The sequence below is a fragment of the Clostridium hydrogenum genome (assembly GCF_021432385.1).
GTDB lineage: Bacteria > Bacillota > Clostridia > Clostridiales > Clostridiaceae > Clostridium_S > Clostridium_S hydrogenum.
This window is the reverse complement of the sequence record NZ_JAEACT010000002.1, coordinates 315,682-337,795: the sequence shown is the minus strand read 5'-3', so window position 1 is coordinate 337,795 and position 22,114 is coordinate 315,682. Positions and strand designations below refer to the sequence as shown.

General features: G+C 29.8%; 21 protein-coding genes. 13 read left to right on the top strand and 8 right to left on the bottom strand.

Translation table 11 applies throughout. From position 1 onward, the window contains the following. Positions 1 to 590: 590 nt before the first annotated feature. Positions 591 to 854, bottom strand: coding sequence for a DUF2178 domain-containing protein (locus CUEA01_RS01575; protein ID WP_234117387.1), 264 nt, complete (start codon positions 852 to 854; stop codon positions 591 to 593). 392 nt (positions 855 to 1,246) lie between these two features. After that, complete coding sequence (locus tag CUEA01_RS01570; RefSeq protein WP_234117386.1) at positions 1,247 to 1,615, bottom strand: hypothetical protein; 369 nt, start codon at positions 1,613 to 1,615, stop codon at positions 1,247 to 1,249. A gap of 907 nt (positions 1,616 to 2,522) precedes the next feature. Here CUEA01_RS01570 and CUEA01_RS01565 point away from each other — a divergent pair. The 3 genes from CUEA01_RS01565 to CUEA01_RS01555 are packed head-to-tail and all read left to right on the top strand — an operon-like array spanning position 2,523 to position 6,559. Next, positions 2,523 to 5,027: an ABC transporter permease gene (locus tag CUEA01_RS01565; protein WP_234117385.1), complete on the top strand. Its 2,505-nt coding sequence runs from the start codon at positions 2,523 to 2,525 to the stop codon at positions 5,025 to 5,027. Between the two features lie 18 nt (positions 5,028 to 5,045). Further along, positions 5,046 to 5,759, top strand: coding sequence for an ABC transporter ATP-binding protein (locus tag CUEA01_RS01560; protein ID WP_234117384.1), 714 nt, complete (start codon positions 5,046 to 5,048; stop codon positions 5,757 to 5,759). Continuing rightward, on the top strand, positions 5,759 to 6,559 hold the full coding sequence (locus CUEA01_RS01555) for an efflux RND transporter periplasmic adaptor subunit (RefSeq protein ID WP_234117383.1): 801 nt from the start codon (positions 5,759 to 5,761) through the stop codon (positions 6,557 to 6,559). The genes CUEA01_RS01560 and CUEA01_RS01555 overlap by 1 nt, the downstream gene beginning before the upstream one ends. Positions 6,560 to 6,869: 310 nt before the next feature. Here the strand turns inward: CUEA01_RS01555 and CUEA01_RS01550 are convergent, their stop codons facing one another. Beyond that, positions 6,870 to 8,243 (bottom strand): sugar porter family MFS transporter, encoded by a 1,374-nt coding sequence (locus CUEA01_RS01550; RefSeq protein WP_234117382.1) that lies wholly within the window; start codon positions 8,241 to 8,243, stop codon positions 6,870 to 6,872. A 401-nt stretch (positions 8,244 to 8,644) separates the two neighbouring features. Between CUEA01_RS01550 and CUEA01_RS01545 the strand changes: the two genes are divergently transcribed. Continuing rightward, positions 8,645 to 8,827 carry a (2Fe-2S)-binding protein gene (locus tag CUEA01_RS01545; protein WP_234117381.1) on the top strand — a complete coding sequence of 61 codons (183 nt, stop codon included), beginning with the start codon at positions 8,645 to 8,647 and terminating at the stop codon, positions 8,825 to 8,827. Positions 8,828 to 9,471: 644 nt separating this feature from the next. Here CUEA01_RS01545 and CUEA01_RS01540 read toward each other — a convergent pair. Further along, a complete protein-coding gene (locus tag CUEA01_RS01540) occupies positions 9,472 to 10,722 on the bottom strand; it encodes a siderophore synthetase (protein WP_234117380.1) in 1,251 nt (416 codons plus the stop codon). 2 nt (positions 10,723 to 10,724) lie between these two features. Continuing rightward, positions 10,725 to 11,546, bottom strand: a complete 822-nt coding sequence (locus CUEA01_RS01535; RefSeq protein WP_234117379.1) for an aminoglycoside phosphotransferase family protein — start codon at positions 11,544 to 11,546, stop codon at positions 10,725 to 10,727. Positions 11,547 to 11,702: 156 nt separating this feature from the next. Here CUEA01_RS01535 and CUEA01_RS01530 point away from each other — a divergent pair, with 156 nt between their 5' ends. The 3 genes from CUEA01_RS01530 (at position 11,703) to CUEA01_RS01520 (ending at position 15,408) form a co-directional block, all read left to right on the top strand. Next, positions 11,703 to 12,989 (top strand): helix-turn-helix domain-containing protein, encoded by a 1,287-nt coding sequence (locus CUEA01_RS01530; protein ID WP_234117378.1) that lies wholly within the window; start codon positions 11,703 to 11,705, stop codon positions 12,987 to 12,989. 118 nt (positions 12,990 to 13,107) lie between these two features. Next, positions 13,108 to 14,490, top strand: coding sequence for an MATE family efflux transporter (locus CUEA01_RS01525; RefSeq protein ID WP_234117377.1), 1,383 nt, complete (start codon positions 13,108 to 13,110; stop codon positions 14,488 to 14,490). A gap of 249 nt (positions 14,491 to 14,739) precedes the next feature. Beyond that, positions 14,740 to 15,408, top strand: coding sequence for a TetR/AcrR family transcriptional regulator (locus tag CUEA01_RS01520; RefSeq protein WP_234117376.1), 669 nt, complete (start codon positions 14,740 to 14,742; stop codon positions 15,406 to 15,408). 87 nt (positions 15,409 to 15,495) lie between these two features. On the opposite strand, the gene mntA is transcribed toward CUEA01_RS01520, so the two are convergent. After that, positions 15,496 to 15,876 (bottom strand): type VII toxin-antitoxin system MntA family adenylyltransferase antitoxin, encoded by a 381-nt coding sequence (mntA, locus tag CUEA01_RS01515; RefSeq protein WP_234117375.1) that lies wholly within the window; start codon positions 15,874 to 15,876, stop codon positions 15,496 to 15,498. A 358-nt stretch (positions 15,877 to 16,234) separates the two neighbouring features. Between mntA and CUEA01_RS01510 the strand changes: the two genes are divergently transcribed. Together CUEA01_RS01510 and CUEA01_RS01505 are read left to right on the top strand one after the other, a co-directional pair. Beyond that, entirely contained in the window at positions 16,235 to 17,197 is a 963-nt protein-coding gene (locus CUEA01_RS01510) for an L-lactate dehydrogenase (RefSeq protein ID WP_234117374.1), read from the top strand. A gap of 517 nt (positions 17,198 to 17,714) precedes the next feature. Beyond that, positions 17,715 to 18,287 (top strand): cupin domain-containing protein, encoded by a 573-nt coding sequence (locus CUEA01_RS01505; RefSeq protein WP_407929211.1) that lies wholly within the window; start codon positions 17,715 to 17,717, stop codon positions 18,285 to 18,287. A 79-nt stretch (positions 18,288 to 18,366) separates the two neighbouring features. On the opposite strand, the gene CUEA01_RS01500 is transcribed toward CUEA01_RS01505, so the two are convergent. Beyond that, on the bottom strand, positions 18,367 to 18,858 hold the full coding sequence (locus CUEA01_RS01500; protein ID WP_234117373.1) for a methyltransferase family protein: 492 nt from the start codon (positions 18,856 to 18,858) through the stop codon (positions 18,367 to 18,369). Positions 18,859 to 18,873: 15 nt separating this feature from the next. Further along, entirely contained in the window at positions 18,874 to 19,254 is a 381-nt protein-coding gene (locus CUEA01_RS01495) for a class I SAM-dependent methyltransferase (protein ID WP_234117372.1), read from the bottom strand. 196 nt (positions 19,255 to 19,450) lie between these two features. Between CUEA01_RS01495 and CUEA01_RS01490 the strand changes: the two genes are divergently transcribed. Genes CUEA01_RS01490 through CUEA01_RS01475 form a run of 4 tightly spaced genes read left to right on the top strand, consistent with a single transcriptional unit; the run spans position 19,451 to position 22,100 of the window. Next, on the top strand, positions 19,451 to 19,810 hold the full coding sequence (locus CUEA01_RS01490; protein WP_234117371.1) for a GntR family transcriptional regulator: 360 nt from the start codon (positions 19,451 to 19,453) through the stop codon (positions 19,808 to 19,810). Between the two features lie 11 nt (positions 19,811 to 19,821). Beyond that, positions 19,822 to 20,688 carry an ABC transporter ATP-binding protein gene (locus CUEA01_RS01485; protein ID WP_234117370.1) on the top strand — a complete coding sequence of 289 codons (867 nt, stop codon included), beginning with the start codon at positions 19,822 to 19,824 and terminating at the stop codon, positions 20,686 to 20,688. 23 nt (positions 20,689 to 20,711) lie between these two features. Continuing rightward, a complete protein-coding gene (locus tag CUEA01_RS01480; protein ID WP_234117369.1) occupies positions 20,712 to 21,419 on the top strand; it encodes a hypothetical protein in 708 nt (235 codons plus the stop codon). Between the two features lie 15 nt (positions 21,420 to 21,434). Next, on the top strand, positions 21,435 to 22,100 hold the full coding sequence (locus CUEA01_RS01475) for a hypothetical protein (protein ID WP_234117368.1): 666 nt from the start codon (positions 21,435 to 21,437) through the stop codon (positions 22,098 to 22,100). Positions 22,101 to 22,114: the final 14 nt, after the last annotated feature.

Below are 22,114 nucleotides of genomic sequence, written 5' to 3'. Positions count from 1 at the left end.
CGCAAAAAGATGCTCAGACAATCTAAAGCTCTAAAGCTTTGAAAAATTTCCCACTAAGTTGTATACAATTTTATTTTAGAAATTTTTTCGCCACTATTCCCTAACATCATTTTTTCTCTACACCTACCAAAGGTTCTTTGATTAATCCACTACATCTTTATTTCACAATGTTTAAATAAGTTCATCAATTAATATACTAATTAGCAGCTTCTAACATATTATTTGGTAAAAGATCAAATTTTCTGCACTAGCCTAAAATTCCGTAGGCACGCTAATATTTCTGATTAATATATCTTTTTTAAATGTAGCACTAGAAATTAGTATTATAGGTTTAATAATCTTAATGGGCTGACGCCCAAACCCCTGGTATGTGTTCTTCACTTAAACCACTGTAATTGCGAAGTAAGAGCGTTTTGGAACGATTTAAATAACATCTTATAAATCTTAGAGGAATATTCTTAAAAGCCTTAGAGCTTTCAATTTGTTTGAACGTTAGTGAGTTATTGAAAGTTCTTAGGATTTTGAGAATATTCCTCTTAGATTTATTGATGTTATTTAATGTTCCAGAATGCTCTTACTTCGCAATAAGTTTATATTCTCTTTGAGTAGTAACTTGCAAAGAGAATAGATGATAAGAATTGTACTATTACTAGTGAAACACATATAAATAAAGCTGCCATGCTTGCTCTTGTAAAGAATAGGATAATTACAGCAATATAAAGTATGTAGTTTGTAAGTTTCAGTGTCATGTATCCTGATTTTTCTCTAATTTTTAAAATACGTTCATCTTTAGCCCCAATTGATTTTGAGGGTTTTGCCTTTTCAGCATTTATTGATGAAGCTTTTTTACTCATTAAAAATTTCCCCCTTATAAGGCATATTAAAGAAAATAACAAGTCTAACTTTCGGCTAGTTTTGTGTACTCTTCGTCACCATATAGATATACCAGTTCAACTATCGAAATTCATGTGCACCATAATGTTCAGAAACCAACATTTTGGTACAAATGAATTTCGAGTTTCACGGTGGTATATATTTAACACGCTAAGACAACCAGTATTAAAGAATTATAGTTCCTTGTATTACACAAAACTATCTCTCAATTTGAACTTATTATTTTTTTAATATGCCTAAATGAAAAGTCCCAAGATTAATAACCAATAAATTCAATATGTTCAATTATAAACCTACTTTTTATTAATAGTAGCATTGTATACGTTTTATGTCAAATAACTTTCAGTCATCTTTACTTGCATTTGATGCTGAACTTACCAATAAAATTAGCATAAGTTGCAGAAATTTCATATTCATTATCTTTACTTAAACATATATGTTCATGATAATTTGTATTGGTTCTAAAGCTTTTTATCGTTTTTCCGTTTAAATCAGATAATGTTAATTTTAAAGTACCATGTTTAATAGAAGAATCACAGATAAAATTAAGCGCCTCACCTTTTTTAACATAAAAAGTTACTTGAGATGAATTGTTCTTCATCAATGTAGTGTGACCTTTCATAGTTGCTAAGTAGGAAAAATCTGAAAAAAATTCATAATAGCAAAACCCGCAAATAACTAGTGCGGCAAAAATTATAAATCCGATTACAGCCTTTTTCATTAAAAAAACTCCCTCCATTTTATCTATATAAATATACAACTTGAAACATTGAAATCACAAATCCCCAATGTATCCTAATATTTTCAATTCACAATTCACAGTTCACAATGCACAATGAAGGATACACATACTAGGGGTTTGGGCTTTAGCCCATGTAAATTCATGAACCTATGCATATTAATTTCAAATTTAGCAAACAAAAATGTATGCGTATTATCAAACCTTGCCTAGGGATTTGGGCGTAAAGCCCATGTAGGTTCTTTAACTTAGTAGAAGTACTTTCAATAGTAGTGCAATAAAACTTTGTATATTAATAAGCTTTCGTCAGGAAAATCTTAAATTATAAGCTCCACCTAGTACTATAAATGGTGCTATTTCGTAAGCAATAAAAAAATAAGTTTTAAGATTTTCTGCAGCAAAGCTGAGGAAAATCCTCCTTCATTGTGAATTGTGAATTGAAAAACATCGCTGCTAGGGTAAATTTGGAATTTGCGATTTTGATTTCCAAGCTATGTATCTTTAATTATAAACTAAAATATATAAAAATCAAATATACTTTGACAGGCGATGTATATGCAAGTATAATATAGTTAAAATCTAAAAGGTAAAAGGAAGGTGTATTTATAGTTAAAAGCTTCTTTAAGTAACGCATATTAAAGTTATGACTTTTTTATGACTATAGTCATTAGTTTTATAGGTATTCATTTGTTATAATTTACATATAAGATTATCCAGGAAAATATAGGTATTAATTTTGCGAGCCAATTATGGTGCTTAACATGCTCTTATAGGTATATTATTTCAAAATCATACTTGACAGAACTAGTGTTGCAGTGTACTATGTAAATAATACAAAAATATGGAATATCAAGGAAGTGATAATTAAATGGGAATAATCCTCAAATTTATGTTAAGAAATATAAAAGAAAAGAAATTAAGAACTTTTCTTGTAGTCTTTTCGATAATGGCGTCTACTGCTTTGTTCTTCGCATCAAGTGGTATGAATACTAGTATAAAACAGACTTATGTGGATATTGTAAGGCAATTTTATGGAAATGCAGATATAAGGATAAATCCAAATAGTAAATCTCCAACTCCATATATTAATATACAAAAAGCAAACATGGTAAGAAGCAAAACTGATTATATAGCTGGAGAAATGGATGTTAATGGGGTATATACACATAATGATAAGGACAGAGCTGTACAAATGAGAGGCCTTAATTATGATGATATTAAAGCTATGAACTTATTTAAGTTTTATAGTAAAGGTGTTATTACATCCTTTACTGGAAACAAAATAATAATAAGTAAAAAGTCTGCTGATGAATACAAACTTTCCATAGGAGATAAGATTGATATAAAAGTTGGTAAGAATGCTGAAAGTCAGAAGTTTACTGTAGTTGGCATAGCTGATAGTGGTATGTTTGCAATGGAAAATGACCAAAATATGATGACAATAATTCCTTTAGAACAAGCTCAAGTTATAAACAACTTAAGGGGAGAAGTATCAACAATATATATAAAAGCTTCAAAATCTGATGATATGGAACAAATTATAAATGATTTATCATTAGCATATAAGCACTATACAGTGAATAAGGTGGTTGATGATAAAGAAATAGATCAAATACTTGGTTCAATAATTACGGGATTTAGGCTTATGATGATAGTAGTTTTAATGATGAGTGCATTTATAATATACACAGTATTTAAAGTAATAGTTGCAGAAAGGCTTCCGGTTATAGGAACTTTTAGAAGTATTGGAGCCACAAAAGTGTCTACCAGTATGGTCCTTGTAGGAGAGAGTATAATATACGGCATAATAGGTGGAATAATAGGTGACTTTGCAGGTATAGGAATATTAAATGTGATTATGAATCTTATGGCATCTAATATGGTAAATGGAGCAACTGCAACAGCTTCAATTAGTTATAACTTTGGACAGTTGTTAAGTGCATTTATATTTTCAATGATTATTTCATTTTTAAGTTCTATTATCCCTATAGTAAAATCATCAAGGTTATCAGTAAAAGATGTTGTACTTAACACTGTAGATAATGTTGAAAAGGAAAAAGTATGGAAGTTGATTTTGGGATTAATTTTTGTGGCTTGTACATTTATTATTCCAAATGTCATAAAGCAAAGTTCCATAGATGGTACTGCGGCCTTAATGTTGCTTGTATTATGCATGGTACTTTCGGTTATAGGAATTATAATTATTATTCCACATGTTACTGAATTACTGGTAGTAGTACTTAGCAAATTATATAATATTATATTTGGAAATGAAGGAAGTCTCGCTGCGAAGAATTTAAGGAAGAATAGAAGCTTAATAAACAACATTTCACTTTTAGCTATAGGAATATCAACCTTGTTTATGATTAATGTTGTTAGCATTAGTGCAGGAAAAGCACTTGTTAAAGCTTATGATTCTTTTAATTATGATATATACGTATATAATGAAGATAGCAATTCGCTCGATAATTCAACAATTAGTAATGTGAAAAATATACCTGGAATTAAGGAAATTAATGAGGCGTACTCATCTGGTAATGTTGAGGTGGTTGGAAGTAAAGAAACCATTAACGAAATTGATTTTATGAATGTTTATGATATAGAAAATTTTTCAAAGTTTAAATTAAATCAAGATAAGAATGAAGTATTTAAAAATTATAATGAAGGTAGAACAGTTATCCTTACTAGCGCTAATTTAAAAAGGTATAACAAGAAAGTTGGAGATTATATTACTTTAAAAACTACTATGGGAAATAAAGATTACAAAATAGTTGGCTCTTTTGATTCCATGGTAGAGACTGGTAGCCTAGCGTTGATACCGAAGAAATATGCTAAGAGTGATTTTAAGAAATATCAGCCTACTAGTTTAAATATTAAAACTTACAAGGATCCTGAGTATATGAAAAAAATTTTATCTAAGAAGTTTAAAACAAGACAGCTGTATATTAATACTATGGCTGACCAGCAAGCGCAGGAAACAAAACAGGATGATGGAATGTTATTTTTAATTAGAGCCTTTCCAATGATGGCACTTGTAATAGGAGCTTTTGGTGTTATAAATAATTTTGTGATAAGTTTTATAGAAAGAAAAAGGTCACTTGCGGTATATGCTTCTGTTGGAATGAGTAGATCACAAACTAGAAAAATGCTCTTTGTAGAATCTATTTCAATAGGGCTTATAGGAAGTCTAGCTGGAATTGCAGGTGGAATGCTTATGATTTATATAATTCCATTTATGTTCGACCTTGCAAATTTCCCTATGGATTTATATTATAACAGCAGTGTATTTATAACAAGTGTATTACTTGGAGTTTTAATAACCGTTATAGCAGCAATAGTTCCATCTTTGAAGTCATCTAAATTGAATATTATTGAAGCTATAAAATATGAATAAAAATTTGGGAGGTATATCATGGAAGCTTTAGATGAAAAAATTGAACCTAAACTTGGTAAGCCAGTAATAGAAGCTGTTAATTTAAATAAGTCTTTTAAACTTGGTAATTCAAGTGTAGATATTTTAAAAGATATTAACCTTATAATAAAAGAAGGTGAATTTGTATCTATAATGGGGCCTTCCGGTTCTGGTAAAAGTACTCTTTTGTATCTTCTTGGAGGACTTGATAAACCAACTTCGGGAAGTGTTAAGATAGCTGGAAAGGAACTTTCTACTATGAATGATAAGAAGCAAAGCATAATGAGAAGGAGAGATGTTGGGTTTGTATTTCAATTTTATAATCTGATACCTAATCTTAATGTTGAAGAAAACATTATGCTTCCAATATTACTAGATGGTAAAAAACTTAAAAATTACAGAGATAAGCTTGAGGATATATTAAATGTAGTTGGATTAGAGGACAGAAGAAAACATACTCCAAGAGAATTATCAGGAGGACAACAACAGAGAGTCGCTATTGCAAGGGCACTCATAAATGACCCAGATGTAATACTTGCGGATGAGCCTATTGGAAATCTTGATAGTAAAACTGGAACAGGAGTAATGGAGCTTTTAAGAGAGATAAACCTTGAAAAGGGAAAAACCATAGTTCAAGTTACTCACTCAGAACAATCTGCTAAATATGGTCAAAGAATAATATATGTAAGAGATGGAAGGGTGGTAGAGCAATAATGAAAAAATCAAAAATTATACTAGCAATATTGCTAGCAGGAGCACTTGTAGTATCAGTTGGATGTGGAAGTTCAAAATCAAGTACAGATACGCCTTCAAAGAAAACTATAACTAAAGCTGTAAGCGACGATGTAGAGGCATCAGGTGTTGTTAAATCTCATAATGTTGAAGATATTGTCATGGATGGGGGACAATCAATAATAAAGATAAATGGAATAGACGTAAAGAATGGGCAGAAGGTTAAAAAGGGCGATAAGCTTGTAGAACTTGATTTGGCTCAGATAAATTCAGAGATAACAGCTAAGCAGAAAACTGTTGATGCAGACAAGGATTTAAAAAATGATATGCAAACAGATAATCAGAAAAATGCACAAGATGCAAAGATAGCAGCGGAACAAGCTGACGTAGATTCATTAAATAATTTATTAAACAAAAGCTATTTAAGTAATGGAAATATAGTTTCAGATATGGATAATGCGGTTGTTACAGATATTAATTACAGAAAAGGTGATATAGTTTCAGCACAACAAAAGATATTAACGCTTAATGATTTAAACAGTCTTTACATTGATGCAAGTGTTGGGGAAGAGTTTATTAAAGATGTTAAGGTTGGCAATGCAGTTAAGATAATACCAACATCGGATTCTTCTGCAAAGCTTACAGGAAAAGTTGTAAGTGTATCTAATGCTGCAGTTACAGAGCAAAATGGAGAAACGAATATCCATGTAGAAATCTCTATAGACAACAATAATAGTGAACTCTTACCGAATTATAATGTAGATGTTCAAATACAAAAATAGCCTTGATTTTTGTGCCTTTGGCCTGCTTTTTACGCGTGCTTATTTATAGAAAAAAATATTAAAAAAATATTAATAAAATATATTGACTAAACAAAAACAACAGTGTACTATATAGATATAACAGTAGAGCACGTGAAAAAACTGAACTTATATTTTTATATTATATAGTGTGAAGCTGTGATATAAAATTTAATAACTGGTAGGAATATTGCCCGTATTCCTAATCCCCCAGAATAAATCCCGATGTCCCAAATCGGGATTTATTATTTTTTTAGGGGCTGTCGCATTAGTGCGACAGCCCCTTTTAACTTTATTGGCAAATATTTTGCTTAGTATTTTTAGTAGTGTGTGATCTAAGAGTGGCTTCAATTTCTTCAAGTGAACGATTACGTGTTTCAAATACTTTTGTGTGGACAAACCATATTGATAAGAAGCAAATAACACCATAACCTATAAATAAGCTGCCAGTACCAAAGAAGCTTAATAGTGGAGGAAAGGTTAATGATACAATCATATTAGCACCCCAGTTCACTACACTGCTGAAGGAATTACCTAAACCACGAATGTTTAGTGGGAATACTTCACCAATCATTACCCACATTACAGGACCCCAAGTAGCTGAGAAGAAAGCAATGTAAACGGTTAAGGCAATGACGCAAACAATTGAAGCAGCAAATGAACCATTAGAGAATTTCATTGAGAGACTCATTATGAGTAGAGAAACGCCCATTCCAATAGCACCATAAACAAGCATCTTTTTACGATCAATTTTATCCATAATTATGACTGCTACAGCAGTAACAATAACATTAAAAATTCCAATTCCAATATGAGCAAGCAAAGCAGCTTGAACACCAAAGCCAACAGCCGTAAAAATAGTTGGTGCATAGTAAAGAACTGTATTACAGCCCATGACTTGTTGGAAAATAGCGAGACCAACACCGATAATTAATGCTGGACGAACAAAGCCGCCAAATAATTCGTTAATTCCACCACTTTTAATTGCAGCTTGTTCCTTGATTTGAGCAAGTTCATTATTAACAGCCATTTCATTATGTTTATTCATCTGATCTAAGATATCTCTTGCTTCATCAGGTCTGCCAGCTTTAACTAAGAAACGAGGGCTTTCTGGTAGTACAAGACCACCTAAGAAAAGGATTGCAGCGGGTATAGCAGCAAAACCAAGCATCCAACGCCAACCACTATATAAATTAGAGAAACTATAGTTAGTGATGTAGGCAAGTAAGATTCCACTCATTACCATTAACTGAAATAAACTTGACATAGAACCACGTTTTTCAGCAGGTGATAACTCGGCTAAGTAAGTTGGAATTAAAGCAGATGAAGCTCCGACTGCCATGCCAAGAACTATACGTGATAGAATTAATGTCCAGAATTCAGGAGAAAATGATGATCCAATTGCTCCAATAAAGAAAATAATTGATGAGAGTAGTATCAATTTCCTACGTCCGTATTTATCAGACATTGGTCCAATAATTGCAGCACCAAGAACAGCTCCAAGTAACACAGCACTAACAACAAAACCTTGTTGCCAGGAATCTAGATGCATTTGTTTTTGAATAAATAGAATTGCGCCTGAAATAACTCCAGTGTCATAACCAAATAAAAGTCCGCTAAGTGCACCAAAAGCGTATACTAAAGAATTATTAAGTTTTATTTTCATTAAAACCATCTCCCACTTTTTATTTAATTAAAGTAAAGTTGTAAAAAACAATAGAATTTATTATGGTACAATACCATGTAGAAATAAGATTATGAAGGCTAAGTTAATCGATTACATAGGCGACAAAAAATATATCAATATAGCGCTAAAAGTTATATTTTTTGTATATAAATGGGCTGTAAGTTATTTTAAACAACTTAAGTATACCACTTGAATAAAACTTTTTCAATATACTTTATAAAGTTATCTTAAGATGATGCGTAATAATTTATATAACTTGCATATTAGAAAAATAAATGGTGAAACTAAATCTTGTGATGTAGTTTTAAAATTATCATTATATAATCAAATCAGCTGAACTATAGGAGTATGTAAAAAATATAGAAAGGTAGGTAATGAAAATGGATAATGACGAAATAATATGCGGCTGCTTTAATCTTACAAGGCAGGATATAATTGATGCTGTAAATAATGGTGCAAAGTCTTTTGAAGAAGTTCAAGAAGCAACTGAAGTTGGCAATGCGTGTGGTCAATGTGTAGATGAAGTTAAAGAATTAGTAGATGAATTGTTAGCCAATAAATAAGCGTGAAACTATCTTTGAACTAAAAATTTTAAACACTAAATTTATCCTGATAGAGCATTATTAAAATTCACAATTCACGATGCACAATTCACAATGAAGGATGATTTTCTGCGGAAGCAGAAAACCTTAAAAATAATAAATTGTAAGATTTTTCGTAGTGTTAACGGAGAAAAATCATCAATCATTGTGCATTGTGAACTGTGAATTGTGAATTAAAAATATTGTTAGGAAGATACATTTGAAATTTGGAATTTTGATTTTTTAAGTGGTTTATCTTTAATATTACTTTATTCCAAACATCAATTTAAATACTTTAAAATGATTTAATAGCTTATAAGTTATCAAACTAAAAATAAGAGCAAGAAACACTATGGTGATATACTGAAATGCAAATATCTTTATTAATTTTAAAATAAAATATGCAATTATAGCAACGTAAGTTTGATGAACAATATAAACACTAAAGGATGCATGTGAAAAATATGATAGAAAGTTTGTTTGAAAATTTAAGTATCTCTTACCAAAGCCTATAAATGTGAGAAGTGAAACCCATATAGTAAAGTAATATATCAATGAAAAGATTATTCCAAGCAGATTAAATCCTATTTTCCATCCTATCATATTTATTTCAATAAGAATTATTTTTATTTTGGAAGTTCTTCATCCAGTAAAATAAAGAAACTTTCTATGTTTTCCTTGTCTTTTAAGTTTCCATATAAGTTTACGGTAAAGGTCATAATATTATTATAACTTGTCAAGGCTAATTGAAAATATGGTTTGTATTTCATTGAACCGAACATAAAAGCATTACTTATTTGTGTGCCTTCAAAATAAAGCTTTTTAGAATCTAGAATTCCAATATTGGTCATGCCTATTAGTGGATTTTTAAAACCATTTTTAAGTAACTTTTTAGCATGCTTGTAGCTAAATAGTTTAAATAGCATTGAAATTTTAACGAAGGCATTTAGTCCAATAAAATTTTTCTTTTTTAAATTCATGTCATTGTTAACCTTTAGTGCAGTATCATCAAAGGTATCATTAGGTTCAATAGTTAGATTACTAATAACTGTAGCACTAAGATTGGTAAGTGCATTGATATTTTTATCTTTTAAATACTTACGCATATCTACGGCTACCGATATGCTGAGTTGGTTTTTATTTAGGAGTTTATAAATAGCCCTATATAAGGCAGCAAGAGTAACATCATTAATTGTAACCTCGTGATTTTTGCAGTACTTTTTTATAGATAAAAATCTGTTTTCAGGAATTTCATGAGTTAATATAAATGGCTTCACTTCTTTTTCTGTGCTCATTGGAAAGTTCAGATTAATAAAACCATTGCTTTCTTTGCCTTGAAACATAAGAGTTTTAAATTTAGTTTTAAAGTTAAATTTATTATTTATAATATTTATACTTCTATCTCCATTAAGAAGGTAATTTGCTGTGTAGTCTGGATTTTTTAGTATATTAGAATATAAGTTGCAAAGTAAATAAAGATATTCTTTGAAACCAGCTGCATCACATATCATGTGGTTCATAAGTATGCACAAGGAATCTTTACTCGAATCAAGAAGACAAGCCTGTACCTGAGGTCCAGTGGCTTCATTGATTCTTGATGTTATAAATGAGTTAAATTCATTTTTAGTGCTTACCAAAGTTAGTATATCTTTAAAAGTTGAACTAGCTACTTTTTCCCAATACGGTTCTTTAACATTTTCTACGTATTTACTGCTTAGTATTGGGGAAACATTTAAGGTCATAGTTAGAGCTTTTTTTAAAGCTGTTTTATTAATGTTGCCATTAAAGTGCATAATACAGTGAAGATTATGATCATTAAATTTATAGGTTTCAAAAAGAAATTGAAGTTTATCAAAAATTTCGGATTTAAATATCATATTTATTCACCTCCATATAATTTGGTTAGTTCAGTAGTTACGAAACTTAATAAATTTCTTTTTTCACTTTCTGGTAGCCATTCGATAAGCCTAGCTGCTGCAATTGGAAGTTCCCATTTCTTAATTTGATTTATATTAACTTTTGAGATATTTATATATTCTTTTATGTATTCTAAAAAAAGCTTTTTTCTAAAAAGATCTATAAGCTTTTTTTTCATGCGAGATTTTCCAGGAACATCACCGAATTTAAGCATTATTGATGTTCTTGCCACATCTGCCAGTGGGTTTCCTTTTGTTGCAGTCATCCAGTCAATTATTATTGCGTTATTTTTTGTTATTAATATGTTATCTGGGTGGAAATCTCCATGGCATAATATATTATCATCTGGAAGTGTATCAATATATTTATATAACTTTTCTTTTAAATCATCAGATAATAAAGCTACTTCAGATATACTTGACTTTAGTCTATCTGTATACTTAGGCAATTCAAAATCAATTTTTTGCTGAATTGACTTATGTAGCCTTGCTAATCTGTGAGCTTCTTTTGATAGTTTCCAAGGTTTTGTTGATATTACTTTCAGCATTGTAGTTCCATTAATTCGCTCATAGATGATACCACTCCTGCCATCCATTTCAATAAAATCGTAAACTTTAGGAATTGAATTTATCTTCTTATTAATTTCTAAACTTGCTTTATATTCAGCTTCACTTAGTGTTTTAGAAATGCCAGGTCTAAAAAGTTTTAAAATTTTATCTTCTCCCCATTCAAAAATTTCAGCTGTTCTGCCCTGACCAATTAGTTTTCCAGGTTTCAATTGCATTACCCCCCAATTTTATAGATAAATAGGTTAAAGGTTGAAATTACTAATAGTAAGTCTATTATTTGTATGCGTATAGACTTATTATATATGCAAATGCTATCATTAAACATGAGTGGGACAATTTTGGACTGGACAAATTGTTTTGGAGGTATATATATGGAAAATAAAATGTTATTTGGGGATTTGCTTTCAGAATTACTTGCACTTAGAGGATGGACGGCTTCTAAATTAGCAAGAGAAATAAATGTTGACGGATCTTATGTTAGAAAGTGGATTAGGGGCGAGAGAATACCAGCCTTAAAATCAAATCATGTTGAAAAAATATCAGCTTGCCTTTCAAAGGGTATAAATAAAGAAGTATATGAAGATTATATAGAAACTTTAGGCTATAAAATAGAAACAAGCATTTTAGATATATTAAGAGAAGCTCAAATAAATTCTTTGACAGTAGATAAAAATTATAAGGTGACATTAAAAAAAGACAATATGTTAAGTAAGCTGCCTTCTTTTGTAAAAGGCAAAGAAGAAGTATTTAAATATGTTAGCATGATTTTGGATACTGCATATAAAAGTAATTGTAGAAACAAAGAAATATTAATGACCTTTCAAGGTGATAAGGATATTCTTGATGGTTATGAAAAGATGCATGATTATTTTATAAAGATGATTTCAAAATTAGTTAGCAGTGGTTGGACGGTAAGACATCTTTGGAGGCTAAAAAGTAATGATACTAGGACAGTGACGCTTGTAAGAAATATTACAGAACTTCTTAAATTAAAAAAAGCATATGAACCAAGATATTTTATAAAGTATGGTACAATAACTCCACCTTTTGAATTTATCATAATTGATGATTTAGCAGCAGTGCTTTTTATATCAGATGAAACTAACGAATATATAAGTTCAGCATTTTTTCATACAAATAAGGATGAGATAGAAACGTTAAGGAAACATGTTTTACTTATGTCACTTCAAACACGACCTATTCTAAATTATGATTATGGCAAAAACTTAGATGACATTATGAATAGAAATGGTGATATATTTTCATTTGATATGGAGAAAAGATTTATATTACATCAGATAAATAATGAAGAAATATTAAAAAATTTTCATATAAAAGAGATAATAGTTATTCAGGATGTTGATGACGAGAGTACTTTGAATTGCTTTAAAAATATGCTTTACTTACTTGAAAATTGCCCTAATTATAAGCTAGCTATATTGGACAAGATACCTTTAATAAATAATATTCCTAAATTTATGTTTTTAAAAGAAAATGCAAAGTTACTAATAAAGGTGGGAGAGGAAGAAGGCAGCATAGAAGAGCCAATCACAATTAGTGGATTTAAGGACTTTTTTATGAGCATTTGGGATGAAATTTCTCCTATAAATAAGGATAGAGAGTATAGTATAAAATGGATTAAAGATAAACTAGGTTAGGCAAAAAAATTTCTGCTGAAAATATAAATTAATAAAAGCATTTATTGACTTAAGTCAGTCAATGGTATAAAATAGTAATTGACTTAAGTCAGTCAATAAATTTTATGGAGGTAGTATTATGTCAAATATAAATGAAATGGAAAATGGAAATGTTAAAAAACTTTTACTGAAATTTTCTGTACCATCTATAATATCTATGCTTGCAAATGCATTGTATAATGTTTGTGATAAATTGTTTGTAGGTATTGGAGTCGGGGTGCTTGGAATTTCAGCGGTAACTATATCGTATACTGTAACTTTAGTAATACTGGGTTTTTCGCTGCTAGTTGGATTAGGGGCGACTTCACTTGTTTCAATAAACCTTGGACAAAACGATATTAAAAAATGTGAAACTATTGTTGGAAATACATTTATTTTGTCCTTTATAGTATCTATTATTTTAATGATCTTTGGCTATACCTTTTTAACACCTATGCTTATAGCTTTAGGAGCAAAAGGAAAGGTTTTAAGCTATGCAGAAACTTATACAGGCATAATACTTTTAGGAACTCCTTTTCAAGTTTTAAGCTGTTCCATGAATAACATTTTAAAGGGTCAGGGAAAAGCTAAGAGGGCAATGGTCAACTTTTTAATATCAATTATTCTCAATACAATTTTTAATCCACTGTTTATATTTGTATTTCACATGGGTATTGTAGGTTCTGCCGCTGCTACAGTGATTTCAACAGCAATCGGAGCAATATTTTCTACATCACCTTACTTTTCAAAAAAATCTAATGTAAGAATTCATTTGGAAAATTTAAAATTAAAAAAGGATATTATTATTTCATCGCTTTCAATAGGAGCTTCGGGATTTGTAATGCAGGTTGCTCTAGCACTCATAAACATTATTATAAGTAAGCAGTGTTTAATATATGGAGGAAATACGGCTGTAGCAGCTTTTGGTATTATATATAATGTTAATATGCTGGTTTTGATGCCTATAAATGGTATCAATCAAGGAGTTCAACCTATAATAGGATATAACTATGGAGCAAAAAGATATGATAAGATACTTAAAGCATTTAAATTGTCTGTTTTATTTGGGACCATTATTTCTTTAATTGGATTTATTTTATTTGAAGTATTTAGCAAAAATATTTTTTATGCTTTTGGACGAGGAGCTAAAGGACTTATAGTAATAGGCGTACCAGCTATGAGACTATATTCGATGAGCCTTCCTATACTTGGATTTATGCTTTTAGGAGCAAGTTATTTTCAGTATGTTGAAAAAGCAAAATATTCAATAATTTTGATTATGCTTAGACAGGTCATTGTAGTTATACCTATGCTTATTATATTGCCTAAATTTATGGGAATTGCGGGATTATGGATAGCAACCCCTATTACAGACTTGATTTTAGTAGTAATTCTTTTGTATTTCATATGTCCAGAAATAAGAAAGCTGAAGTCATTAGAAAATGCAGAAGTAAAGATAAACCCTGTGAAACTTCAAAATTAATTTGTATCAAAATGCTGTCTTCTGGGCATTATGATGCAAGTTAACTTTGGTAGCTGAACTGGTTTATCTATGGTGAAACTTCAAAATTAGTTTGTATCAAAATGCTGTCTTCTGGGCATTATGATGCAAGTTAACTTTGGTAGTTGAACTGGTTTATCTATAATAGGAATGTAATGATTAATTGACTTATGTCAATCAGTTAATTATAATTAAGATAAAAATAAAAAACGTTCAATTGGGGGAAATAACGTGAGAATTTCAAAAGATCCAGAAGAAAGAAAGAACGAATTAGTTGATGCGGCAGAAGAGCTTTTTTCAACTGTTGGATATGATAAAACTTCAGTAAGCGATATAGTAAAGAAAGTTTCGGTAGCTCAGGGGACTTTTTACTATTATTTTAAATCAAAAGAAGATATATTTATGGCTATTTTCACAAGGAACTCTGAAAAATTGCTTTTAGAAATGAAAGAAGAAGTAAAAAGCAAGAATATTGATGCTATTGAAAAGCTAATAATAGTAATAAAGTTATATGTTGAATCAAAGAAGAACAGTGTAGGTAACAAACATAAACTTGTTGATGCACTTCATAATGACGAAAATACAAGCTTGCATTACAAGGTAATTGTAGTTGAAATAGCAACTAAAAGAGTTATGCTTACTGACATTATAAGACAGGGAATAGCTGAAGGTATATTCCATACAGAGCATCCAGAGGAAGTAGCAGAATTCATACTTACTGAATTATATTTTATATTTGATCCTAAAGTTTTTGGATTTAATAATGAAGAAGTTTTAAAAAAGTCAGAAGCTTTAGCAGATATGCTTGAGAAGCTTTTGAGTATCCCTAAAGGAGCCTTGATGGAGAAAGTTATACAGTTAAAGGAATTGTATAGTAACAGGAATATAACAGATTTATAAGGCTTGATACTATAACTAATCCAAGCCTTTTTTCTGAAACGATGTGCATGGCTAAATCTATGCAGGATTCACAAGCACGTTGAATGTTTAATATTCACGTATATCTTCATTTAGCAAGGCATAATGCTTAAAAGCGTACATCTCAAAATACATTCTTTTAGTGTCATCAATGCAATAAATAACTTTCCCATTTCCAACAATTTGGACTTTAAATACAGTTGAGGCTTTATTTAAATCAATTAAGTCAATATCTCTTTTTACAACGTCAGCAATATCATTTGCAAGCATAAATATTTCATAGTTTGATAAGGATACATCACTTAAATAAGCAATATCAATATCGCTATCCTCCATGAGTTCATTTCGAGCAGCCGAACCAAATACATATATTAGTGTTGGCCTTGCATTTTTTGTTAGAATATCAATAATATGATTAATAATATCTTTATCTAAATTTGATAATGACATGGTTAAAATCACCTCTTATATATATATATTATATCATTATTTAGAAGTAATATTTTAATTTTTGCAGTAATCTTTAAAGCTTGTGATTATTTAATTTTATTATGATTGGATAAGTGTAGGGAGATTGTCAAGCTTATTTTAAAAAAATTTCAGTTGATAAATTAAATATATAATATTTTTTCATTCTATTAATATATTGACTAAAATATGCGATTATAATAAAATTAGTTATGGAGTTGCACATATGTTTGCTAAATTAAGGAGCTGTCGCAATAAAATTTACTTTATACTCAAATAATATTAGTATGACAGCCCATTTTTAGGTTGCTTATAAAAAATAGTAGAGGTGATATTTATCATGAATTTTGTTAAAAATAAACTTGTAGTAGTAGGTGCTGGTATGGTTGGATCAGCCGTATTAAATACTGTTCTTTCACTTAACCTTTTATCAGAGGTTGTTATAGTTGATATAAATGAAAAGAAGGCACGTGGAGAAGCATTAGATGCAAGCCACACAACATCTTTTGCATACAGTCCTAATGTAAATGTTAAATCAGGAACTTATGAAGATTGCAAAGATGCTCAAATAATTGTCATAACAGCAGGACCAAGTTTAAAAATTGGAGAAGAGTTAGATAGATTAAATCTTGCAGGTACAAACGTGAAGGTTATGAAATCTATTATGGATAATATAACAAAATACACTAAAGAAGCACTTATAATTGTTGTTACAAATCCTGTAGATATTGCTACTTATTACTGTCAAAACTGCTTTGATTATCCTAAAAATAAAATAATCGGTACAGGTACTTTGCTTGATACTGCACGTATGAGAAAGATTATAGGTAAAAAGTTTAATGTTGATAGCAAAAATGTTCATGGATATGTACTTGGAGAACATGGTGGATCTTCATTTACAGCTTGGAGTGGTGTAAATATTGCTGGCATACCATTTGGCGAGCTTGATAAAACTTTTGGAGAGAGCAACAATATTGATAAAGATCAAGTTAACCAAGAAGTAAGAGATGCTGGTCTTGAGGTTTTAAAGCTTAAAGGCTACACAAGTTCTGGTATTGCAATGAGTGTTAGTAGACTTGTAAAAGCAATACTTTTAAACGAAGAAAGTATTCTTCCAGTTTCATCAACACTTGAAGGTGAATATGGAATTAATGATGTTGCTTTAAGTATACCTTGCGTTATTACAAACAATGGTATAGAGAAAAAACTTGAGATTCCACTTACTGATGATGAAGTTAAGCAATTAAAGGATAGTGCTAGTAATTTATCTACAATTATCGACGGACTTAAAATAAGGGAATAATGCGAAATAAGTGTATCGCACGATATTAAATAAAATTAATAAATCTAAGGCAAAAAACTTTAAAAGCCTAAGATTTATTAATTTTATTTAAAACATCCTGCAATACACTTATTTCGCATTTACAGTGGTTTAAGGGAAGAACACATACCAGGGGTTTGGGCGTCAGTCCATTAAGATTATTAACCCCATAATACTAATTTCTAGTGATACATTTAAAAAAGATATATTAATCAGAAATATTAGTGTGCCTACGGAATTTTAAAACATAACTTCTTTTAGTATGTTAGGCTATTTTTAAAAGAACGTTGATGTGATGTGTTGACTTTTATGGATTCTTAAGATTGTTCATCTATAATTTGCGTAATTTTGACTAGGACGGTCAAAGCCATTTAGGCATCAGGACGATGCATCTAAATGGGTAGTAAATTATAAACGAGCAATTTTTAAATAAATACATGCACACATGAAAATTTACAGCATATTATAATTTTGTAGTATTATAAAGGGAAGGAAGAATATGAGTAATATTCGTAGGACATATGTATGCCCTTATTGTGATGATACATTAAGATATAATATGTATAGAACTTATCAGTGCCCATACTTCAATAATTATTATGTTCCTTTTGAGGATGAGATGGAGGAGTATGATGATGAAAGAAGTGAATGTCAGCAATGTGCTGCTAATAGTCCACTTGTATTAAGAGATTATGGACCTCAACCATATGTCGTAAATATTGATGCAGCTACTAAACAAAATAAAAATTTTCGTACTGCTTTATGGACAGGAGAGCATATGCAAGTTACTCTAATGAGCATTAAAGTTGGCGATGATATAGGCTTAGAGATGCATCCAAATGTTGATCAATTTATACGTGTTGAACAAGGTCAAGCAATTGCGAAGATGGGAAAAAGTAAAAACAAATTAGATTTTCAAGCTAAAGTAGATGATAATTTTGCAATTATGATACCTGCTGGCACTTGGCACAATATTATTAATACGGGTAATATGCCGCTCAAAGTATATTCTATCTATGCACCACCTCAACATCCACGTGGTACAGTTCATGTAAATAAACCCATGGAGTAACAATACTTTGTCACGTTAAAAAAATCCTATGAATCTAAGGCTGAAAAATCGTAAAATACTAAGATATTTCAGCCGAGATTTATAGGATTTTTTTAGGAAACCAGGGAATGCAGCGATTTACTTTTGACTTATATATCAAGTATTCTTGTCCGAAAATTTTTTCTAAAATAATCTCTTCTTTTTTTATAATTATGGTTAAAATTAGCCAATAAATTAAGGGCAATATTAAGAGAAATAAGTTATTTTGTACGCATAATATTCCTGTAAATGCAATTGCAAAGGCCGAATATATAGGGTTGCGAACCCAAGCATAAGCACCTGTAGTTACTAATTTATTTTCTGTGATATTTTTATCTATTTTTGATATGATAACTGCTTGTATCCACAAGATAATTCCTAAGATAATTAATGTTATGCCGATAACAGTTAATGGGAATTTTGTTAAAGATATTATTCCCATTGAAAAGTATTTTAGTTTTCCTATACATGATCCAATAACAGTTAATAGAAATATTGCTATTACATAAAAAGGGCCAACTCCAATGTATGACATGTGATTTGAATCTTTCATTGAATAACCTCCTTGCTATTTAGAAAATCTCAAATTCGGCAAAAAAAGTTTTCTTATCCTAATTGGTTCAGGTAAATCTAGGTCATACCACTTAATTTTATTATTATCCAATCTAAAAAATCTAGTGTCTAAACCGCAGCCAATATTTATGATTGTAGCATTAGGGTGCTTATGCATAAAGGCTTTGGTGCCATTATCTAAAAGTTCAGTCCGTACAGCAACACCTGTTTGTGATAACCAGGTATTATCAAATTTTGAGAAATCATAATCAATATTTTCCATCATTTCTATTGCTTTGGAGTCTTTTATGATAGGTTCCGAACGCGTAGTTTCTGTTGCTCTTGCCCAGAGTGGAATGAGTAATGTTTCTGGGATACCTTTTAATTTTTGTTGCATGTTAAATACTCCTTTCTAAAACATGATATTGATATTCATTATCAATTAACCAACATTTATGTTACCATATTAAAATTAATATGTCAAATAAAGTTAATAATACAATTTTTACTTTAGTATTGCAAAATTATATTATGTGTTATATAGTTAGTTATATAAGTAACTAACTAATTAACTTAAGGAGGCATAATAGGTCTTGAAAATAAATTTAGATGATGGAAAACCTATATATCTTCAGGTAGCGGAAGGCATTGAAGATGATATATTGGATGGATATATAGAAGAAGGAGCGCAGGTAATGTCAACAAATCAGTTTGCTTCTGTGTATGGAATAAATCCTGCAACTGCTGGTAAGGGAATAAATATGCTTGTTGATGAAGAGATTTTATTTAAAAAAAGGGGGATAGGAATGTTTGTTAGAGATGGAGCAAAGGAGCAAATAAAACAAAAGAGAAGAAAGTTGTTTTTTAATGAGTATGTTATTTCAATGTTAAAAGAAGCAGAAAAGTTAGACATAACTAAAGAAGAAATAATAGAAATGCTTAAAGAAAAGTAGGGGGGATTATTATGGCATATGCACTTGAAATTAAAGATTTAAATAAAAAGTTTGGTAAAATACAAGCAGTAGATAATTTTAATATAAAACTTGAAGAGGGTAAGATATATGGGCTTTTGGGTAGGAATGGAGCAGGTAAAACATCACTTCTAAAATTGATAACAGCTCAATATGTTAAAAATTCTGGAAGCATAAAAGTTTTTGGTGAAGAAGTGTTTGAAAATGAAAAGGCACTCTCTAGGATTTGTTTCGTAAATGATCAAGGGGCTTTTATACCAAGTCTTACAGCAGATGAAATATTTAAAGTAGCTAAAATATTTTATGATAATTGGGATGAAAATTTTAAGGAGGAATTAGTCTATAAGTTTAATCTTCAGGTAAATAGGAAATATGGTGAATTGTCAAAAGGAATGAAAGCAGCTGTGGCGATAATTGTAGGTCTTTCAAGTAGAGCTGAACTTACAATATATGATGAAGCATATTCTGGACTTGATGCTGCTGCAAGAGAAATATTTTATGATGAGCTTTTAAAAGATTATGCTGAAAATTCTAGAACTATAATTTTTTCAACTCATTTAATTGATGAAGTAAGCAAGTTATTTGAGTCAGTAATAATGATTGATAGGGGAAATTTAAAGCTTTTTGAAGACTGTGATGAACTTAGAAATAAGGCTTTTTATGTTATGGGAAATAAGAAAAAGTTACAGCAATACCTAAAGAATATAAATATCATTCATAAAGAAGAAATTGGTGAAACAATAAAGCTGGCAGTATTTGAAGATAAAAATTGTGATTTTAAGCAGCAATTAAGAAATGAAGGCTTTGAAATAAGTTCGCTGTCCCTTCAAAAGTTATTTGTATATTTGACTCAAAAGTGATTTTAGATAGAGGGTGATTAAAATTGGAAAAGTTAGATAAAAGAAAATTAAAAATAAAAATGGATATGTACTATAGAGATTATTCAATTCAATTAATACTTTTAGGCGGACTACTGTTAATTTCATCACTCATGGCAGCGATTCAACATGGTGTGAGGTATGAAAATCAATATACTTATGCTTATGTAGCAGGAATAATTTTATTTACGGCTTTTTCTCACATATCCATATTGTATGGAAGGATTTTAAATTATTCTGTAAAGTGGAGTTTTAATAGAAAACAATATTATCATGAAAATATACTAATAATATTGATAGTTTCTATAATAACAGGAACTACTTTCTTTGTTGGTGTTATGATAAATCAAGTTATACATAGTAGAAAATCGGTGATATGTTTTTGGTATAAATTTAATGAGGTTAAATTTCTTTCAATTGGTGAAATGTTGATTTTAGTGTTAGCTGTGTTTAGCATGATTTATATGCTTGCAAATTTAATAGTAGTATTTTCTGTAGTTAAAAAAAGTGTTAGATTGATTGCTACAATAATAGCTTGTATAATCGTAGTTGCCTCTGTATTTTTGGGTGATAGTAATAAAAATTTTTATCCTTTTATATGGTTTATAAGGCACAATGCATACTATATTTTATATTTAGGGCTTATTGTGATTTTTACAATAATAGAGTATTGGCTCGGAAAAAAGATATTTATGAAAGTTGATATAAATTAGGGAGGGAGTATTTTAATGGGACTTGAGAAAAGTGTTAAGGCCTTACTTGTTATAAAGAAAAAGGCAATAGCCTTAATTGCGGCAATGCTTTTAATTATGCTGGTAATATCTATGGCTCTTGGTAGCTTAAATATAAATTACTCGGACATAACTTTTAATATTGAAATGTTTATTTTGCTTTTATTTTCAGTATACCCAACATATAAGTATATGATAAATCATTTAATGTCAATTGGTGCTATGCGTAAAACTATTTATGTAGCAAATATAATCGTGGATATAGGCATAGCAATAATAGTATCAATTATTCAAAGCATAATATTTATAATTAATAATAAAGGAACTAAGATATTTTCCTTTGATGCCTATGGATTTATAGGAAAAGGTATTATAAATTACATTTCATTAGGAGAATTATGGATATATCAACTACTAATATTTATTGGTATAATATTTATAAGTATGATTATCAATGTTCTATTTTTAAATGAGAAGAATAAAAATTTGGCAATATTATTTTTAGCAACAATTTATTTTGCAATTACGGTTATATATATATTATTTTTGTCTATGATAAAGGTTGATGTTCTAAAGGATGGAATTCTTCAAATTATTTTAGGAGTATTAAGTATTTTAGCATTAATATGGGGGTGGCGTATACTAAAAAAAGCTGATATTTAGAAAGTTTATTATGA

What these genes read in the sequence shown, in the direction of transcription:
- CUEA01_RS01500 (WP_234117373.1), bottom strand. Translation starts at nt 18,858, where the DNA reads ATGAAAGATTCAAATCACATGTCATACATTGGAGTTGGCCCTTTTTAT.
- CUEA01_RS01560 (WP_234117384.1), top strand. Translation starts at nt 5,046, where the DNA reads ATGGAAGCTTTAGATGAAAAAATTGAACCTAAACTTGGTAAGCCAGTA.
- CUEA01_RS01525 (WP_234117377.1), top strand. Translation starts at nt 13,108, where the DNA reads ATGTCAAATATAAATGAAATGGAAAATGGAAATGTTAAAAAACTTTTA.
- CUEA01_RS01495 (WP_234117372.1), bottom strand. Translation starts at nt 19,254, where the DNA reads ATGCAACAAAAATTAAAAGGTATCCCAGAAACATTACTCATTCCACTC.
- CUEA01_RS01555 (WP_234117383.1), top strand. Translation starts at nt 5,759, where the DNA reads ATGAAAAAATCAAAAATTATACTAGCAATATTGCTAGCAGGAGCACTT.
- CUEA01_RS01530 (WP_234117378.1), top strand. Translation starts at nt 11,703, where the DNA reads ATGGAAAATAAAATGTTATTTGGGGATTTGCTTTCAGAATTACTTGCA.
- CUEA01_RS01475 (WP_234117368.1), top strand. Translation starts at nt 21,435, where the DNA reads ATGGGACTTGAGAAAAGTGTTAAGGCCTTACTTGTTATAAAGAAAAAG.
- CUEA01_RS01545 (WP_234117381.1), top strand. Translation starts at nt 8,645, where the DNA reads ATGGATAATGACGAAATAATATGCGGCTGCTTTAATCTTACAAGGCAG.
- CUEA01_RS01510 (WP_234117374.1), top strand. Translation starts at nt 16,235, where the DNA reads ATGAATTTTGTTAAAAATAAACTTGTAGTAGTAGGTGCTGGTATGGTT.
- CUEA01_RS01550 (WP_234117382.1), bottom strand. Translation starts at nt 8,243, where the DNA reads ATGAAAATAAAACTTAATAATTCTTTAGTATACGCTTTTGGTGCACTT.
- CUEA01_RS01535 (WP_234117379.1), bottom strand. Translation starts at nt 11,546, where the DNA reads ATGCAATTGAAACCTGGAAAACTAATTGGTCAGGGCAGAACAGCTGAA.
- CUEA01_RS01540 (WP_234117380.1), bottom strand. Translation starts at nt 10,722, where the DNA reads ATGATATTTAAATCCGAAATTTTTGATAAACTTCAATTTCTTTTTGAA.
- CUEA01_RS01505 (WP_407929211.1), top strand. Translation starts at nt 17,715, where the DNA reads ATGAGTAATATTCGTAGGACATATGTATGCCCTTATTGTGATGATACA.
- CUEA01_RS01485 (WP_234117370.1), top strand. Translation starts at nt 19,822, where the DNA reads ATGGCATATGCACTTGAAATTAAAGATTTAAATAAAAAGTTTGGTAAA.
- CUEA01_RS01565 (WP_234117385.1), top strand. Translation starts at nt 2,523, where the DNA reads ATGTTAAGAAATATAAAAGAAAAGAAATTAAGAACTTTTCTTGTAGTC.
- CUEA01_RS01570 (WP_234117386.1), bottom strand. Translation starts at nt 1,615, where the DNA reads ATGAAAAAGGCTGTAATCGGATTTATAATTTTTGCCGCACTAGTTATT.
- CUEA01_RS01575 (WP_234117387.1), bottom strand. Translation starts at nt 854, where the DNA reads ATGAGTAAAAAAGCTTCATCAATAAATGCTGAAAAGGCAAAACCCTCA.
- mntA (WP_234117375.1), bottom strand. Translation starts at nt 15,876, where the DNA reads ATGTCATTATCAAATTTAGATAAAGATATTATTAATCATATTATTGAT.